Source organism: Legionella feeleii, from assembly GCF_001467625.1.
In the GTDB taxonomy this organism is placed as follows: Bacteria; Pseudomonadota; Gammaproteobacteria; order Legionellales; family Legionellaceae; genus Tatlockia; species Tatlockia feeleii.
Genome location: NZ_LNYB01000012.1, coordinates 77,319 through 94,622, shown reverse-complemented (window position 1 = coordinate 94,622; position 17,304 = coordinate 77,319). Strand labels below are relative to the sequence as shown.

Below are 17,304 nucleotides of genomic sequence, written 5' to 3'. Positions count from 1 at the left end.
CGATATGACCGTTGTGACTCCATTTTTATCTCGTCCATTGCTCTCGCTGCCATTGCTATTTGGGCATAATTAAATGGTGATTGAACCTAGGTCTTGTTATTACTGGCACGCCACCAATCGAAGTATCTGGTATAGGTTTAACGGAAGGATTTAAAGCCCTTGCTCCTGAAATCTTACAATGTTTTGGCAAGAAAGACTTAACTTTAAAAGAAGCACAATTGTTAGCACAAGTCTCTGGTTATGATTACAGCCAGGAAAAACAGTTTTTAGTAGATGCTATCTTACACACCGATAACGATGTACGTTTTCTTTATCCTCAATCAATCACAGAAGAAATTGGCCTAAATCAAAAAAAAATTGTAGCAACTTGGGAAAAACCAATTGCAGTGATTGCCGGCGAACAGGATATTGCTATTAATTATCATTATGTGAAGGGGCTAGATTTTAAGAATCTTTGGCAACAGAAAATTCATTTTATCTCTAATGCAGGCCACGCGGTGATACTCGAACAACCGGACGCCTTTAATGATTTAGTCAGTCAATTTATCGTTGACCTTGATATTTTTAACAACTAAGTGCTCTATTTGTACCATCATAGATCTTAATGACTGACTTTTTTGCTTATGTTATGATGACTTTGTTCACCAATGTATGGATATTAAAGGTGACATCCTTTTTAGACAGGGAAGCGCTCCATGCCCAATATACACCAGTGTTAATTCTTTTAATGTAACTGCAGCAGTTTCTCATACAGCTCTATCTGGCCCTGTTTAGAAAACCTCTGACTACCGTCGAGAATATCCATTCAAAGTCAATAACCACTTAAATAAGGACTATTTTATGATATTAACTATCACAGCAAGTACTATTGTCATTTCTAAAGTCGTTCTTTATTTCACAACATTTGCAGCAGCTTCTGCGGGTGTAGGAGCCACTGTGTTTGTTCAAAAAATGAATGACGCAAGAAATCAAGCAGAGGAAGCCGCATTACAACAAATCGAGGATACTGGCCGGGAAAGAAATGAACGCAGAATGGAACATCTTGATCATATTGTGGATTCTGCCGTTCAACAAACCCTGCGCCTGGAAACTGAGACTAGTGTACATACCCAAAAAATTGCTTTAAATCTACAGCGCTTAGACAGCGATGTAGCTGTCATTGGTAGTGAAAAGGACAAATTAATGGCAACCAATACCAGTTTGCTCTCAACCAATGAAGCAAATAACCAAAAAATGCAAGGTGTCATGGAGGAATTAAAAGCCAAGATAATCTTACTGGAAAAAGCCTCACAAGCTCTTGAACTTGCAAAAGCAACCTTACTTGAAAGAGAAAATGAGATTGCAATGGCCCAGGAGCAATTGGAAACGGCAAAAAAAAGCATCACGCAACTTGCAGAAAGTCTCGATATGGTACGGAATGAAAATGCTGAAAAAAGTAAAAAAATAGCCTCTTTGGAAAAAGATGTGGAAAAGATGGCTGAACAACATTCTGCAAGTAAAGAAAGTCTGACTCGAGCGTCTCTAAAAATTCAGGATTTAGTAAAAACCAGAAAGGCTTTATTAACAGAATTGCAAGCCTCTGAAAAATTAGTTATCGAGCTTACTAGCCAAATAGAAGGAGCCCAAAGACAGATCCCTGTAAGAGCCGTCTCAGGAACTAATCCGGGATTTTTTGCTTAATTATTAATCAATCTATTAATATAAGGAAATTACAATTATGTCTAGATCAAATCAAACCAATACACCATTAGCATCCGATGCCTCTCTTAATTCATTAAAAATTGTTGCCCATGAAAAACTTGCTCGATTAAATGAACATCAAAAGCGATTTGAGCTATTCAAATCTGATTTGGATTTGCTTAGAAAGCGCTATTACCTGAGGCAAAGTCTCATTGATACAGCTGCCCAATGGTATGGCCAAAAGACTATATGGCAAAAAATAATTTTAACTGCCGAAGTAATTGGAATCGCATTAGTAGCCAGCCTCTTATTTAATACCATAGCCTTACTAGCTATCATAAGTAGTTATATAGGTTTGGTTTTTCTATTTAATAACCATAACGCGAGGGATTACAAACGCGAAAAGGATATCTGCGAAAATATTGTTAAAATGGAAAAAAATTTAGCCGAGTCTATTGAATCCTTCAATGCAGTAGAAACCCGACTCGTCGAAGTATTTGATGCAATTTTCCAAAAAAATGAAGCCCTGGCTTCTTATGCAGCTGATTTGGATAAAAAATTAGAAGCATTAAATAAACAAATTCTATCTTTACAACAAGCAATCACAGGGTTAGCTGGAGTAAAAGAAGTACTTGATGCAAGCCAAGCACTTGTACAGAGTTCTGGAGAGCAATTTAGTCTCAAACTCGATGAATTGGGTAACGATGTTCTTCATTGTACGGCAACGATTCGCAGTGTCACTGGAGAACTTATTAGTAAACCAGATAGTAGCACGACATTAACTGCTGTTAGAGCTGATTTAAGCCGTTGTGAGACTGATTTGGTACAGCTAACAGCAACCCTTAAAGAGCAAGCACAAATTGCTCAAACACAATCAAACCAATGTGAATCCATGCAATCAAAAATTAATACCGCCTTCTCGGGGACTGCTGAGGCAACAGAATTGCTGAATGAACTGTGTGACACTGATGAGACAGAGGACGCAGAAATAAGCCGGTTGCTGCAAAACACTCAAGCAGTCCACGCACGAGCCAAACTCGCCCTGACAACGAAAATATCGGGAAGAGTGTTACAAGTTGTACCTGGTAGCAAGGCACCAGAGCCTACAGCGGCTGTGTCTCCTACCATCTAGTATTTTTCTTATGTTATGATGCGTCTTGATTGACTAAAAAGGAAATTAACAATGGCAATTATTAATGGTAATCGCAACATAAAAAAAGAAAAAATTAAGGCAGAGATCAACAATGAAACCTTTATAACTATTCAGCAATATTGCCAATGGGCAAATATTGATGATGTGGGTTTCTTTATTGAAGAAGCTGCACACTTTATCTTTGCAAAAGATAAAGACTGGAAACAGTATCAAAAAGCCTTAAAAAAAGCTGCGCAAAACGCTTAAATAAAAGGCGCATTTATGCGCCTTTTTTTAAATCAGCCGTTAATCGAGCCTTTCTGATTGTTATGTTATGTAAGCGCTCACGGAGTAGGTAAGTTTTGTCACTGCGAGCCTTGCCTGTGAACACTTACCTTTTATGATGCTGATATTGCGTCCACCTGTTTAGGTAGCTATCTTCCACCTGGAAGACCATTGTTTCTCAATCGACCTGCCCATATAGACCATCGCCGGAACTGTCAAACCAATAACCAGCCATTCCAATTGATAAATATGCGCTGGGGGATTGTTAGGTAACAGATGGTGAAAAACCAGATGAACAGTAACAAGCGCCAAAACACACAGGAAAGTTGCTAATACTTTATGGGATAATAAAAGAGCCGTATTTCTTCCACACAACTTATCAGAAATAATAAATCCGGATAAAGCGTAATAGGCCATCCATGCATGGACCGGTATACGCGTATAACGCCAATTAATATAAAACACCAGCAGAGAACCAATAAGAACAACAATGAGAGGCATTTTTTGCGGCCATTTTTTAGATGGCAAATAATAAGCAACTATTAAAAGGAGAGCAAAAAAGCTTCCAGCTAACACATCAAACAAATTGTGGTAATCAAAATGGATAAGGCTTGCACCAATGCCAACTAATAAAGCAACCGTCGCTAATCGGAATACAGGTTTCGCGACATTGTATGCTAACCAAACGTACAAGACTGTCGATAATTGCATATGGCCGCTTGGAAAAGCAAACCAGTCTTTACCCAAAGCAGGGGGAAGAGGAATTTGGAAAGTTACCTTCAATGCAACATTGACCACAATACCTAGTAGAACCAGGCAGGCTGCATGATAAAAAACATTACGATCCAGCCAAATAAAACCAAGAATAATTAGAGGAATAACTACTGAGCCATTACTGAAAGCGAGTAGTGTACGGGCAAGCGTATCAAGCATGATGGTTACTTTTAAACCGTGAAAGCGCAAAAAATGCGTATATTTTAGGCAATCATCATATAAGAAAATGACTAATAAAGCAATCTTCATTATGTCTTGGATAGATCGGCCATGGCACTGTTGATACAAATCAGTACAGTAATCTAACTTTAGGTTTTTTCAGGTATTCACACAACAACCCACAAACTTACCCACAGATTGTGTGAATTAAAGCATAAATCACATCTCAATGAAATATGACTAAAAATCAATGTGTTAATTATTTTTTTGCTCTTTTTTTCGACGCATTTTATCTTTATGAACAAAGTTATCCACAACACATTAAACGAAATGAAAGCTGCTTATTCTTTGTTTAAATAGGTACGACGCTCATTCATCGTTTCAATGCTATTGATAACCGTCTGGCGACAAATCTCATGCATAATTGGAATGGTATCTAACAGCCTTCCAGTATGAATGGCATAAGCAATAAAAAAGCTATCCTGCCATATCTTTTCATTTTTGCGGCTTTTTGCTTTTGACCACAAAGCGACCCACAAGAAATGAAATAACCACTTATCACGGTGTGCCTCTAGCTCCTTCGCGAAGACAGTCGCAATCGCTTCATCCATAGCACAAACTTTCACCCCTTCAACAAAACTGCAGCAGCGATTAACTAATTTATCGATATGAGCATTCTCAATATACCAAGACTCCGTAAAGCGTTTACTATACGGCCATGATTTGGAACGGATAAACGATGATTGCATTGCTTCGGGTGTGAATGGTGTTATTTGTACACTTAATTGCTCAATAAAGAGAGCAATATCAATCGGATTAGGCAGAAAGTGCAAACCCAGTAATTCCTGCATTTCTAGCAAGTGCAAATCAGGCATACCGCCCTGTTGCATTGTTAAAGCCAAAAAATGCCCCGTCATCATCAATAAATAAGCACTGTCTACAGTTCGCAAAGTCACACTGTCATCGAAGGCTTCATCATAATATTTAGCTACATTTTCAGCAGGTATTTCTGGCGTAATCCAAGCGTCTTTAATACCAAGCTCTTGTTTAAAAAGCAAACCGCATAAGCGATGTTTGCGATTCTTTTTTACATGAATAAAAAGCCCCTGGGCACCACTACCATCCACTTCACTGGCTTTTATCCGCACCAGTGTGGGTGACTCTTCATAGTGAAATACAACGCCTTTTTTGCGCTGTATTTTCAGCCAACGATTAAATTGCTCATGGTAACTGACTGGATACCAATTTTTAATAGCTTGTAACCGGGAAAGTGAAACTGAGCTTAAGGTAATTTTATCTATTAAATGCTCAAAGGTTGCCACAACGATATTGCGGACCTCTTGCTTGGGATGAAGTAAAGTCAATAGTGCAATATCCTGACCCTCTTCTATGCTATAGAGGTCAAGAATTAAATCTGCAAAAAAATCCGCAGGCATAGCATAACTCTGGGCAAAAAAGTTTTCCGCTATATCAAAGACAGATAAATCAGATAGTTCTTCAATCATGTCACGAATAGCATTCAAATGATCAATTTCTTCATCGGGTGACCATTCATCTTCTTGTCCCGCTAATTCCAGATAAGCGTTTTTTAATTCGGGCAATAGTTCAACATGAACATCATAAAAGGCATTTAAAATAGGTAACCAAAAGCTTAGGCTATGTTTATTACTATTAATTGCATCCGCAATTTTAAGCATCAATTGATTAAGTGACTTCCCAGCTAGTTTATTTTCGTTTTCCTGAGCAGATTGCAATTGTGCAACACAGATATCTAAAGCAAAAACACAGGCAGAATAGTAAGAGCGTTCTTCATCCACATTCTCTTCTTCCAAATCATCAATAAGGTCGATCAAGGGCAAAGCTAATTCTGGCTCGTGCAAGAAAGGCGTGTAAAGGCGCGGTTCCGGATCAGTGTTTTCCGCGATTACAGTGGCTATGGCTGCAATCCATTGTTTCAAATCATCATGATCAACGGCCATTTTTGCTGAGCACCTGTCTTGGCTTTCCCTCATCATCGATGGCTACAAAAACGAACGTTCCTTCCGTCACGCGGTATTTTCCTGAACCCCAAGCGGGTTCGGCCCATACTTCAACAGCAATGGTCAAAGAAGTCGTACCTTGCTTAATTAATTCAACATGACAACTCACAACATCCCCAACATGAACAGGTTTCAGAAAAGTCATGCTGTGAATAGCAACTGTGGCCGCACGGCCTCGTGATATTTTTTTTGCCAGAACACCGGCGGCCAAATCCATTTGTGATACTAACCACCCACCAAAAATATCACCATTCGCATTCGTATCAGCCGGCATTGCCAGTGTTTGGATAGTTATCTCGCCGCGAGGGGTCGTCATATTAAGAACCACGCTTTAATTTAGCCAACGCATCAGCCATTGCCGTATTAAATATTGTTTTCTTGGCTTCTTGCTTCCTTTCTTGCTCAGGTTTTTTCTTCACTTCCTGTTTTCGAGCTGATTGTGGCTTTTTCAACGGGGGCTTCTCTGCCTTTTTTTGTACATGAGGCGCTTTCTCTTCCTCTAACTTCATACTTAATCCTATACGCCGCCGCTCTTTGTCTATTTCTACTACTTTAACAGTCACAATATCACCTGCCTTCACTACAGCGTGGGGATCACTGATAAAGCGATGTGTCATCGCAGAAATATGTACCAAACCATCCTGATGAACACCAATATCAACAAAAGCGCCAAAATTAGTCACATTAGAGACAACACCTTCCAAAATCATGCCCTCTTTTAGGTGGCTGATATCTTCCACGCCTTCCTTGAAACTGGCCGTTTTAAATTCAGGTCTTGGGTCACGTCCCGGCTTTTCCAATTCACGCAAAATATCCCGGATAGTTGGGAGACCATAATTTTCATCGATATAGTGTTCTGCATTAATAGTTCGTAACAAATCACGATTACCAATCGTTTGGCGGATATTCACTTTTTGCTCGGCAAGGATCCTTTCAACCAAAGGATAAGCTTCAGGGTGTACACAGGAGGCGTCAAGAGGATTATCACCGTTCATGATACGTAAAAACCCGGCTGCTTGCTGGAAAGTTTTCTCGCCCATGCGAGCTACGTTTTTTAATTGTTCCCGATTTACAAAAGCACCGTTTTCATCCCGATATTGCACTAAATTTTTTGCCAAGGTTTCATTCAGGCCTGACACACGAGTTAATAATGCGACAGAGGCCGTATTGACATCAACTCCAACAGCATTTACACAATCTTCCACTACCCCATCAAGACTGCGTGCCAAACGAGTCTGATTCACATCATGCTGATATTGCCCGACACCAATCGCCTTCGGTTCAATTTTCACTAATTCAGCAAGGGGGTCTTGCAAGCGCCGGGCGATAGAAACCGCCCCTCGTAAACTCACATCCAGATCTGGAAATTCTTTTGCAGCTAATTCCGAAGCTGAATAAACAGAGGCTCCCGCTTCACTAACCATAATTTTAGTCAGCTTCAAATCCGGATACATTTTCATCATATCGGCGACCAAGCGTTCTGTGTCACGCGACCCAGTACCATTCCCTATACTCAATAAATTGACTTGATATTTCGCTGCCAATTTGGCCAATTCAGCTATAGATTGATGCCACTCATTCTGCGGTGCAAAAGGAAAAATAGTAGTGTAATCAAGTAACTTACCAGTAATGTCAACCACGACGACTTTGACACCAGTACGAATACCTGGATCAAGTCCTATTGTAATTTGTGGACCAGCAGGAGCAGCGAGTAGTAAATCGCGCAGATTACGGGCAAAAACATGAATCGCCTCTTCATCCGCTATTTCGCGCAACCGGGTCAGTAATTCTAACTCTAACTTGGTGAATAGTTTTACTTTCCAAGTCAAACGTACTGTATCTAGTAACCATTCATCAGCTGCTCGTTTTTCATTGGCAATATTGAAATAGGATGCAACACGCTTTTCAACATAATCCACATCCTGTGGCAATACCAATGTTAACTGCAGAACGCTTTCTCGCCGCCCACGAAATAAGGCCAAAGCACGGTGTGATGGAATCTTTTTAATTGGTTCTGCATAATCAAAATAATCAGCAAATTTATTGCCAGCAGTTTTCTTATCACCGCTGCCTTCCGATTTTAATACAGCATGCTGCCACAAATATTCACGTAATTCATTAATTAGCTCTGCGTCTTCAGCAAATTTCTCCATAAGAATCTGGCGCGCACCTTCCAGGGCAATCTTACTATCGTCAACACCGAACTCAGTATTCAGATATTGCCCCGCTTCTGACTCTGGCTCGAGATTAGGATTCTGCCATAAACTTAAAGCAAGCGGCTCGAGTCCAGCTTCCTTGGCAATCTGTGCTTTTGTGCGACGTTTAGGCCTATAAGGTAAATACAAATCTTCCAGGCGGGTCTTACTATCAGCCGCTAAAATTGCTTTTTCTAGCTCTGGAGTTAATTTTTCTTGCTCACGAATAGATTGCAAAATGACTGTACGACGCTCATCTAGTTCACGGATATAATACAAACGCTCAGCCAGTTGCCGTAGTTGGGTATCATCAAGCCCATCCGTTGCCTCTTTACGGTAACGAGCGATGAAGGGAACTGTCGCGCCTTCGTCTAACAAACGAATCGCTGTTTCTACCTGAGAAACTTTTACTTTCAGTTCTTGTGCAATAATCGTCGCTGAAGCCAACATCTCTTGAGTCATTCACATCCCCGTAAAACATGATAAAAAAAACGCGAATAGTATATACTGATTAACCGTCATTTTGCGAACTTTAGACCGTTTGCCTTAGTCTGCCTCTTAACTGCCAAAATCCGCAGTAATTCTAAAATTACTGCACCTGCAAAGACCAGACCTTATCGGTCACCTGGCGTAAACCACGAGCATACAAGGGGTCTTGTTCGCCTACCTGGCGACTTGTTTCGCCTATGTTTTGTATGATTGGGCAATGACTATATAGCTGCCTTATTTCTTCATCCGCAACACTAAACGGCGGGCCCTCCATTTCTGAATCATCGTAGTACATTGTCTTTAATAAAATTTTCCCTCGTGCCTTCAACCATTGCAGGCAGCAACGTACATAATGGGGACGCAAATTAGCGGGCAAAGCGATCAATGCTGCTCTATCGTAAATCGCATCGGCAGGAACAATTAAAGCCTGATCTAAAGAAAAAATGTTAGCGACCCAAATAGTTAATGACTTAGTCCTATAACTTATAGCCTGCGGATATATTTTTTTCACCAGCGTTAACTGATTTTCTTCGCTAAATTGCAGTACCGCCTGCTCACTAAGCTCTATACCGATTACTCGAAAGCCCTGCTCCATTAACCAAAGCATATCAAGACTTTTACCACATAAAGGAACCAAAACAGTTGCATCTGGAGGCAATTGCAAGCTTGCCCATCTAGCACTTAAATCAGGATTTACTTCTGTACGGTGGAAAATAGTTTTTCCTTATCTCCATAAATTTAACCAGAATTGCGAACCTGCATTCACTCTACTGTCACCGATTTAGCAAGATTCCTTGGCTGATCCACATCCGTACCCTTAGCAACAGCCACGTGATAAGCCAACAACTGCAGGGGAATTGTGTAAACAATCGGAGCAACCCATTGACCGCATGCTGGTACACGAATTAAACGTGCCCCATTAGGTTGCCAGGCTTGTGAATCATCAACAAACACTACCAATTGACCTCCACGGGCACTGACCTCATGCAAATTTGACTTTAATTTGTCCAGTAATTCATCATTTGGCGCCACAGCAATAACCGGCATTTCTTTATCAACCAAAGCTAAAGGACCATGTTTAAGCTCACCAGCTGGATAAGCTTCTGCATGAATGTATGAGATTTCCTTTAATTTCAATGCACCTTCTAAAGCAACAGGGTACTGCACCCCACGCCCTAAGAAGAGAGCATGAGCTTTATTCACAAAAATGGAAGCCAGTGCCTCAATTTCGCTATTCATCTTTAATGCACGCTCACAATTGGCAGGCAACTCCTGCAATTGGGCTAAAATAGTATGAATACGATCATCCTTGCACAGTGCGGCGGCTAACATTAGAAAAGCAGCAAGTTGAGTAGTAAATGCTTTGGTTGAGGCAACCCCTATCTCAATACCCGCTCGTGTTAGGAAAACACAATCTGCTTCGCGTACCAAAGTACTGGTAGCAACATTACAAATAGCCAGGCTGGCCAGATAATTCATTGTTTTGGCCTTGTATAAAGCTGCCAAAGTATCCGCTGTTTCCCCCGATTGAGATACAGCGATAAACAAAGTACCCTCATTTACAACGACATCCCGGTAACGATACTCACTGGCAATTTCTACCTGAGTCGGTAAACCAGTCAAAGACTCTAGCCAATAACGGGCAATTAATCCTGCATGATAGCTAGTACCACAAGCGACTATATGAATTTGCCTGACCTGAGAAAAAATAGCAGAAGCACGTTCCCCAAAGTTTGCTTTCAAAACATCTTGACTGCTTATTCGTCCTTCCAGCGTATCCGCCAAGACTTTGGTCTGCTCATAAATTTCCTTCAACATAAAATGACGATAAGGCCCCTTGCTAACAGCCTGATTATCGCCATTGAGAGGATGCGTCTGACGTTTTACTTTCTGTCGATTGGCATCAAACAAATAAACTTGGCCATCACTGAGTAACGCACTATCACCTTCTTCAAGATAAATGACTGATTGAGCAAAAGAGCGCAAAGCTAGCGCATCGGAAGCAATAAATTGCTCATCGATTCCCAAGCCTACTACCAATGGGCTACCTTTGCGAATAGCAACTAATTCTTGCGGGCGTTTCTGATGAATAACTCCCAAGGCAAAAGCACCATGCATCTCTTGAGCAGCATCTTGCACAGCACGCAATAGTTCTTCATGTTGTTGATAATGATAATGAATTAAATGTGCTGCTACTTCCGTGTCCGTTTCAGAGGTAAATTGATACCCGGCTTGTTTTAAACGTTGGCGCAAGGCATCGTGATTTTCAATAATACCATTATGTACCAAAGCAATTTCATCATGTGACATGTGTGGATGTGCGTTCTGTTCACAAGGCTTTCCATGCGTCGCCCAGCGGGTATGCGCAATACCAGCATTGCCGGCAATCGCTGTTTCTTGCATAGCGTCTGCTAAAGCTTGTACCTTCCCTTGAATTCTTACACGTTTCAAACGCCCGGTGCCATCAATCACTGCAATACCTGCTGAATCATAACCACGGTATTCTAGACGTCGTAATCCTTCCAACAGCACTTTACTAATATCACGCTGAGATATAGCGCCCATGATCCCACACATAAGGAAACTCCTTAGTTATTAAACTCTTCCGTAATAAAAACGGTAAAAATACAGAAGAGGCATCTCCAAAATTGGTCAAGTATGCCACATTTGGCGTTTAAAACTAAATGTTTAAAGTGAAGTTGCAAAGCAATTGCCTTTCTTATGAAGTAAATAAAGGTATTAAAAAATGAATTATTAGCTGCAGTTTCACGAGTGAATTTTTTTGCTCGAACTTGACGAAGCGCATTTTTTGTCTTAAAAAGTAACATGTCGCCCATAAAAAGGACTGAGGCACATCATGGCTCTACACTATCCAAGCTTAAAAAAGACCGGTGCGAAGTTTGAAGCTGGAGAAAATTTTGGTGCGGTTGTTACTTTCCCAACCACAGCAGCGGCAAAAACCTTTCTTCAAGAAATTGGCAAAGGGGATCAAGACTATCTGGAAACAGGTTTAATTGAAAAAATTAATGAAAAACAACTCTATTTTACTTTAGAATTCGCCGCAGTTTTATACGGGTATCCTGGTGAAAGCTTTGATGACGTTAGACTGCGAGAGCTCAATAAATACACCGGCTATTCTACTCAACCATCATTTAAAATTATTGCAAAAACTGACGAGCCCACATCCTCAGCCCCCTCCAAACAGGCACTCTCTTCTCAAGCTTCGCCTAAAATTAAATCGACTCTGTTTGTACACACAATCAAGAAAAACAACGATGAAACACCTTTTAGACGAGAAAATTTCGTATATAACTATTACAACGAGGAGGAATGCAGCGCATTACTGGGAGAAAAATTAACTGCTGAAGATAAGGGGTTATTGGCCTTCCTCGAAAATGGATGTTCTTATCGAACGTTAGCGCTCTATTTAATAAAGGTTCACAAACAAGAACCGGGATTCGTGCAAGGTGTCATTAATGAGTTAGCTCATGAACACAGCAACCCCCAAACATTGACTCCACAACAAGTGCTTGCTGCCATTCAATTGAAACTGGACAATAGCCTTCCCAATCAACTGTAAGCGAGACTAATGAATAGGAATTAACTATTAATCGTATCGAGCTGGACTGTTGTATTAGCCCTATATAAATGCTGCTGCGCATTGACGGGATAAAGTGATAGATAAAAACAAATACCTGCTTTATATCGAACTCGTATTAACTATTTTTTCTTCATGAGCCGAGCCTTGTCTCGCTGCCAATCCCGATCTTTAATTGTATCGCGTTTATCATGCGTTTTTTTACCTTTAGCCAATGCGATTTTCATCTTGACCCGATTGTGCTTCCAATAGAGCGATAACGGAACCAAGGTATAACCTTGACGCTCAACACTGCCGATTAATTGATTCAGTTCTTTGCGGTTAAGCAATAACTTGCGTGTTCGTATCGCATCAGGGGCAAGGTGAGTGGACGCCGTTGGTAAAGGTTGAATCTGGGCACCTAATAGAAAAGCCTCACCATATTTTATTATTACATGCGCATCTGAAAGATTAATTTTGCCCGCACGCAGGCTCTTTACTTCCCATCCTTCAAGAATTAAGCCAGCCTCGTATTGATCTTCGATAAAATAATCAAAATGTGCTTTTTTATTAACAGCGATAGTAGCACTTTGCTGTTTGTTGGTAGTCATGAAGCTCGAATATTTTAACTAAAAAAATAATTATACATGTATCCCACATACCGCAGTAGCGTTTATTTTTGTTTAGACGAGGCAAAAGTGATCGAGCAGCGCAGTTTATGTACGACTAATGGGCAGCAGAAAAGCCTTATTAACGGCGTATAAACTAAAATAAAACACTGCTATTGTCGAAATACACTTCTTTCCTCTAGGATATAACAGCTTCTTTAGACAACCAAAGGACTCATTATGAAACTGGGTGATCAGATAACATCTTCCAGCTTTACCGCAACAAATGGCTTGCAGGGTAATCTGAAAATGTATCAAGGCAAATGGATAGTTTTATATTTTTATCCAAAAGACGCAACGCCAGGCTGCACCACAGAAGGGCAAGATTTTCGGGACGCTTATGCAGATTTCCAAAGACTCAATACGGAAATATTGGGTATCTCCCGTGACAGCTTAAAATCACATGAAAATTTTAAATGCAAACAACAATTTCCCTTTGAATTAATTAGCGATGCCGATGAAACCTTGTGCCAACTATTTGATGTGATCAAGATGAAATCAATGTATGGAAAACAGGTGCGAGGCATTGAGCGGAGTACTTTCCTTATCGATCCACAGGGTATTTTACGCCATGAATGGCGCAAGGTAAGTGTTAAAGGGCACGTAGCTGAAGTCCTGCAAACCTTAACAAAACTACAAGGATAAGCCAGCAACTACGTATTCTTTCTATCCATATTATTTTTGTACTGAACAAAACGTTGAAAACCCTTACTAAACAAGGATATTGAGTCTAATAAGGCTTGACTGAGTCCCAAGCCCTCAGCACAATGAATATTTTAGCTGATAGGATGAAATCATGGATATGGGGAATAAAGACACAAAACTGTTCGTACTTGATACGAATATCATGATGCATGATCCTACGGCCATCTACCGTTTTGAAGAACATGACATCTATTTACCCATGGTTGTTTTAGAAGAATTAGACAGCCACAAAACAGGGATCTCTGAAGTCGCTCGCAACGTGAGACAGACTAACCGCATGTTAGTCGAGTTGATGAGTAACGCCAATCATAAAGAGATTGTTGCCGGCTTACCCATTCCCAGTTTTATCACTTCTGATAAAGTAAAAAGCAGCGGGCGCTTATTTTTTCAGACCGATGAATTTGAACAGATCCGCCCGCCGTCACTACCTGGACACAAAGCCGATAATACAATTCTTGCAACTGCCCTAGGTTTGCAGAAAAAATACCCTGAGCGGCAAGTCATTATTATTTCTAAAGATATCAATTTACGCATTAAAGCAGGAATTCTGGGTATTCCCGCTGAGGATTATTACAACGATAAAGTACTTGATGATGTCAATTTATTGCATAGCGGTATCCACATTCTCGACAATGATTTCTGGGATACCCATGCAAAAAATATCGAGGCCTGGCAAGAAAATGGTAAAACCTTTTATCGCATCAGCGGCCCGCTGACCAATCAATGGAATTACAATGATTGTATCAGTACTCATGATAATCAATTTCAGGCAATCGTAAAGGAAATTGCTGAGGGCAGTACAGTGGTACAATTGGCCCGCGATTTTACCCAAACCAAACATTCAGTATGGGGAATCAATGCCCGTAACCGCGAGCAAAATTTTGCCTTGAATTTATTACTGGATCCAGACATTGACTTTGTTACGCTGCAAGGCTCAGCAGGGACCGGAAAAACATTATTGACGATTGCCGCAGGCTTAACCCAGGTCTTGGATCAAAATCGTTATAATGAAATTTTAATGACGCGAGTAACGATTCCTGTTGGTGAAGACATCGGTTTTCTCCCAGGAACAGAAGAAGAAAAAATGACTCCTTGGATGGGGGCCTTGATGGATAACCTCGAAGTACTGCACAGTTCTCAAGAGGGTGGCAGTTTTGGCCGAGGCGCTACGCAGGATTTACTCCAGAATAAAATTAAGATTCGTTCACTCAATTTTATGCGCGGCCGTACTTTTTTAAACCGTTTTATCATTATCGATGAAGCACAGAACTTAACTTCCAAACAAATTAAGACTTTGGTAACGCGGGCAGGACCAGGAAGCAAAATTATTTGCCTTGGCGATATCAAGCAAATTGATACTCCCTATTTAACTGAAACAACCTCTGGCTTAACATTTGCTGTCGATCGCTTTAAACATTGGCAACATAGTGCTCACATGACGTTAACACGTGGGGAGCGATCAAGGCTTGCTTATTATGCGGCAGAACATTTATAGTACGTGTTTTTACAGAGGATAAATAATGAACACTCAAGCCATCACCTTTGATGACGTCCTATTGGTTCCTGCCTATAACCATCATGAATCAAGGCGAGTGGTCAATACCAGCGTAACTGACCGGTTGGCTAAATTAACTCTGGAATTGCCAGTGATAAGTTCCAACATGGACACTATCACTGAAAGCAAGATGGCCAATTTCATGCACAGCAAAGGAGGTATTGGCGCGCTGCATCGTTTCTTAAGCATTGAAGACAACATCAAGGAATTTAAGCTCTGCCATGGTAAGGTCTTTGTTTCTGTCGGTTGTACTGACAGCGAATTGCAACGAGCCGAAGCGCTGCGGGACGCCGGAGCTGATTTCTTCTGCGTAGATGTAGCCCATGCGCACGCCAAATACGTGGGTAAAACACTGAAGAGTCTGAGACAATTGCTTGGAAGCCGCTGCATCATGGCAGGCAATGTAGCCACTTATGCTGGCGCAGATTACCTGGCCTCATGCGGAGCTGACATCATTAAAGCAGGGATTGGTGGCGGCTCTGTCTGCAGTACTCGAATTAAAACCGGCTTTGGAATTCCTATGCTGACCTGTATTCAGGATTGTGCCCGTAGCGATCGTTCAATTGTTGCCGACGGCGGTATCCGAACTTCTGGCGATATCGTTAAAGCCCTGGCTTTTGGTGCCGATTTTGTGATGATTGGTGGTATGCTTGCAGGTACTGAGCCCACACCGGGTGCAGTAATTAGTAAAGAAGACGGCAAGCAAGTAAAGCGCTATCGTGGTATGGCTTCACGTGAAGCACAGGAAGATTTTTTAGGCCAAATGCATGAATGGAAAACAGCCGAAGGTGTAGCAACGGAAGTCCCTTATCGCAATAACCAGGATGCCATTATTGCCGATATAGTGGGTGGTTTACGTTCAGGATTAACCTATGCGGGTGCTGATACAATCAGTGAATTACAGCGTAAACTTAATTATGTTGTTGTCACTCAGGCTGGTCGTTTGGAAAGCTTGCCACACAAATTAATGGAAGGTTAAATCGCGTAGGCTTGGCGCGATAAATCGCGCCAACTCAATTATTGTGATAACGATGTGGATGAGTCGAGATTTGGTGCCTCCTGTTCTGGGGCATCATTAGTGCCATTAAACATTTGTGCCATCCCATCATACTCATTGTTTTCATCCATATCAGGTACTGAGGTGGATTGGGTGTCACAAGACATCTTGGTCAGGCTAGATGGACTGGGGTCCTGAGGTGATTCATCTACCATTGCTGTATAAGCTTCATCTACCTCTTGTTCATCCATTTGCTCATCGACTTCTTCGTCCATTTGCTCATCGACTTCTTCGTCCATTTGCTCATCGACTTCTTCATCCATTTGCTCATCGACTTCTTCATCCATTTGTTCATCGACTTCTTCATCCATTTCCTCATCGTCTTTCGGCTTCATATCCTGCATTTCAATTTCTTCAGGTCCAGTCTTTGGCTCATCCTTGGAAGAAAATTTGTCCTTTATCTTATCTACAAGAGCACTTGCTCCAGCTACGATACCGTCTTTCGCCATTGTTGCGCCGGCTACGATACCGTCTTTCACCATACCTGCACCGGCTACCATCCCTTCTTTGACCTTATTTGCAGCAGCACTCGCAAGCCCTTTTATTTTCCCTTCCACTGCATCTGTAAGCGGCTTATGGATTTCTCTCACAATATCAAGAATGTCTTGCATTAACTGAATTAAAGGCTCTTCATGTTCCTTTTTTTTCTTTTTCTTTTCCTCACCCTCATCGTCGGCCTTTGGAGTTTTAGGTTGTTGAGGCGCAGGTGTCTTGGGCGCTGCCTTTTTCGCATCAGGTTTCTTGCCTGTTGGCTGAGGCTGCGTTGGTTGCGTTTGGCTTGGACCACCAGTACTAGTTCCCCCCTTAGGTTTAGGAGTAGTTGGTGTTGTTGTATCATTGACCGGATCGCCCATAGTATTCACCCTAAATTGCTTAACTCTATTAATTTAAAGATAGCATATCAAAACTTACGATAAGCTTACGCGATAAACTATAGTTCAAATTAATGGACTAGTTTATTAGCCTTCCTGGCTTATTTTATTCTGGAT

At 41.2% G+C, this 17,304-nt stretch carries 16 protein-coding genes; 8 read left to right on the top strand and 8 right to left on the bottom strand.

Features of this window, described 5'->3' with window-relative positions; translation table 11 throughout:
• The first annotated feature begins 80 nt into the window (after nt 1-80).
• From Lfee_RS01785 to Lfee_RS01770, 4 genes are all read left to right on the top strand, one after another.
• Nucleotides 81-575, top strand: coding sequence for an alpha/beta fold hydrolase (locus Lfee_RS01785; RefSeq protein ID WP_058443571.1), 495 nt, complete (start codon nt 81-83; stop codon nt 573-575).
• 265 nt (nt 576-840) lie between these two features.
• Complete coding sequence (locus Lfee_RS01780) at nt 841-1,680, top strand: coiled-coil domain-containing protein (RefSeq protein WP_058443570.1); 840 nt, start codon at nt 841-843, stop codon at nt 1,678-1,680.
• Between the two features lie 37 nt (nt 1,681-1,717).
• Nucleotides 1,718-2,812: a hypothetical protein gene (locus Lfee_RS01775; RefSeq protein WP_058443569.1), complete on the top strand. Its 1,095-nt coding sequence runs from the start codon at nt 1,718-1,720 to the stop codon at nt 2,810-2,812.
• A gap of 51 nt (nt 2,813-2,863) precedes the next feature.
• The gene (locus Lfee_RS01770; RefSeq protein WP_058443568.1) at nt 2,864-3,079 is read left to right on the top strand and encodes a hypothetical protein; all 216 of its coding nucleotides are present in this window, start codon (nt 2,864-2,866) and stop codon (nt 3,077-3,079) included.
• Nucleotides 3,080-3,238: 159 nt separating this feature from the next.
• Here Lfee_RS01770 and Lfee_RS01765 read toward each other — a convergent pair whose 3' ends face one another.
• The 6 genes from Lfee_RS01765 to glmS all read right to left on the bottom strand — a co-directional run bounded on the left by Lfee_RS01765 (nt 3,239) and on the right by glmS (nt 11,330).
• Nucleotides 3,239-4,120, bottom strand: a complete 882-nt coding sequence (locus tag Lfee_RS01765; protein WP_058443567.1) for a phosphatase PAP2 family protein — start codon at nt 4,118-4,120, stop codon at nt 3,239-3,241.
• 251 nt (nt 4,121-4,371) lie between these two features.
• A complete protein-coding gene (locus tag Lfee_RS01760) occupies nt 4,372-6,009 on the bottom strand; it encodes a hypothetical protein (RefSeq protein WP_058443566.1) in 1,638 nt (545 codons plus the stop codon).
• Nucleotides 5,999-6,385, bottom strand: coding sequence for an acyl-CoA thioesterase (locus Lfee_RS01755; RefSeq protein WP_058443565.1), 387 nt, complete (start codon nt 6,383-6,385; stop codon nt 5,999-6,001). Before Lfee_RS01755 ends, Lfee_RS01760 begins: the two co-directional genes overlap by 11 nt.
• Nucleotide 6,386: 1 nt before the next feature.
• Nucleotides 6,387-8,726, bottom strand: a complete 2,340-nt coding sequence (locus tag Lfee_RS01750; RefSeq protein ID WP_058443564.1) for a Tex family protein — start codon at nt 8,724-8,726, stop codon at nt 6,387-6,389.
• A gap of 127 nt (nt 8,727-8,853) precedes the next feature.
• The gene (locus tag Lfee_RS01745; protein ID WP_256593812.1) at nt 8,854-9,468 is read right to left on the bottom strand and encodes a thiopurine S-methyltransferase; all 615 of its coding nucleotides are present in this window, start codon (nt 9,466-9,468) and stop codon (nt 8,854-8,856) included.
• A 47-nt stretch (nt 9,469-9,515) separates the two neighbouring features.
• Complete coding sequence (gene glmS / locus Lfee_RS01740) at nt 9,516-11,330, bottom strand: glutamine--fructose-6-phosphate transaminase (isomerizing) (protein ID WP_058443563.1); 1,815 nt, start codon at nt 11,328-11,330, stop codon at nt 9,516-9,518.
• A gap of 280 nt (nt 11,331-11,610) precedes the next feature.
• Between glmS and Lfee_RS01730 the strand changes: the two genes are divergently transcribed.
• Nucleotides 11,611-12,333, top strand: a complete 723-nt coding sequence (locus Lfee_RS01730) for a hypothetical protein (RefSeq protein WP_058443561.1) — start codon at nt 11,611-11,613, stop codon at nt 12,331-12,333.
• Between the two features lie 140 nt (nt 12,334-12,473).
• On the opposite strand, the gene smpB is transcribed toward Lfee_RS01730, so the two are convergent.
• Nucleotides 12,474-12,941, bottom strand: a complete 468-nt coding sequence (smpB, locus tag Lfee_RS01725) for an SsrA-binding protein SmpB (protein ID WP_058443560.1) — start codon at nt 12,939-12,941, stop codon at nt 12,474-12,476.
• Between the two features lie 237 nt (nt 12,942-13,178).
• Between smpB and Lfee_RS01720 the strand changes: the two genes are divergently transcribed.
• From Lfee_RS01720 to Lfee_RS01710, 3 genes are all read left to right on the top strand, one after another.
• A complete protein-coding gene (locus Lfee_RS01720) occupies nt 13,179-13,643 on the top strand; it encodes a peroxiredoxin (RefSeq protein ID WP_058443559.1) in 465 nt (154 codons plus the stop codon).
• A 151-nt stretch (nt 13,644-13,794) separates the two neighbouring features.
• Entirely contained in the window at nt 13,795-15,198 is a 1,404-nt protein-coding gene (locus tag Lfee_RS01715) for a PhoH family protein (RefSeq protein ID WP_058443558.1), read from the top strand.
• Between the two features lie 25 nt (nt 15,199-15,223).
• On the top strand, nt 15,224-16,237 hold the full coding sequence (locus Lfee_RS01710) for a guanosine monophosphate reductase (protein WP_058443557.1): 1,014 nt from the start codon (nt 15,224-15,226) through the stop codon (nt 16,235-16,237).
• A 38-nt stretch (nt 16,238-16,275) separates the two neighbouring features.
• On the opposite strand, the gene Lfee_RS01705 is transcribed toward Lfee_RS01710, so the two are convergent.
• Entirely contained in the window at nt 16,276-17,169 is an 894-nt protein-coding gene (locus tag Lfee_RS01705; RefSeq protein WP_058443556.1) for a ring-infected erythrocyte surface antigen domain-containing protein, read from the bottom strand.
• Nucleotides 17,170-17,304 lie beyond the last annotated feature (135 nt).

Excerpts from the sequence above, each read along its gene's own strand:
- Lfee_RS01780 (WP_058443570.1), top strand. The coding sequence starts at position 841 with ATGATATTAACTATCACAGCAAGTACTATTGTCATTTCTAAAGTCGTT.
- Lfee_RS01775 (WP_058443569.1), top strand. The coding sequence starts at position 1,718 with ATGTCTAGATCAAATCAAACCAATACACCATTAGCATCCGATGCCTCT.
- Lfee_RS01770 (WP_058443568.1), top strand. The coding sequence starts at position 2,864 with ATGGCAATTATTAATGGTAATCGCAACATAAAAAAAGAAAAAATTAAG.
- Lfee_RS01765 (WP_058443567.1), bottom strand. The coding sequence starts at position 4,120 with ATGAAGATTGCTTTATTAGTCATTTTCTTATATGATGATTGCCTAAAA.
- Lfee_RS01760 (WP_058443566.1), bottom strand. The coding sequence starts at position 6,009 with ATGGCCGTTGATCATGATGATTTGAAACAATGGATTGCAGCCATAGCC.
- Lfee_RS01755 (WP_058443565.1), bottom strand. The coding sequence starts at position 6,385 with ATGACGACCCCTCGCGGCGAGATAACTATCCAAACACTGGCAATGCCG.
- Lfee_RS01750 (WP_058443564.1), bottom strand. The coding sequence starts at position 8,726 with ATGACTCAAGAGATGTTGGCTTCAGCGACGATTATTGCACAAGAACTG.
- glmS (WP_058443563.1), bottom strand. The coding sequence starts at position 11,330 with ATGTGTGGGATCATGGGCGCTATATCTCAGCGTGATATTAGTAAAGTG.
- Lfee_RS01730 (WP_058443561.1), top strand. The coding sequence starts at position 11,611 with ATGGCTCTACACTATCCAAGCTTAAAAAAGACCGGTGCGAAGTTTGAA.
- smpB (WP_058443560.1), bottom strand. The coding sequence starts at position 12,941 with ATGACTACCAACAAACAGCAAAGTGCTACTATCGCTGTTAATAAAAAA.
- Lfee_RS01720 (WP_058443559.1), top strand. The coding sequence starts at position 13,179 with ATGAAACTGGGTGATCAGATAACATCTTCCAGCTTTACCGCAACAAAT.
- Lfee_RS01715 (WP_058443558.1), top strand. The coding sequence starts at position 13,795 with ATGGATATGGGGAATAAAGACACAAAACTGTTCGTACTTGATACGAAT.
- Lfee_RS01710 (WP_058443557.1), top strand. The coding sequence starts at position 15,224 with ATGAACACTCAAGCCATCACCTTTGATGACGTCCTATTGGTTCCTGCC.
- Lfee_RS01705 (WP_058443556.1), bottom strand. The coding sequence starts at position 17,169 with ATGGGCGATCCGGTCAATGATACAACAACACCAACTACTCCTAAACCT.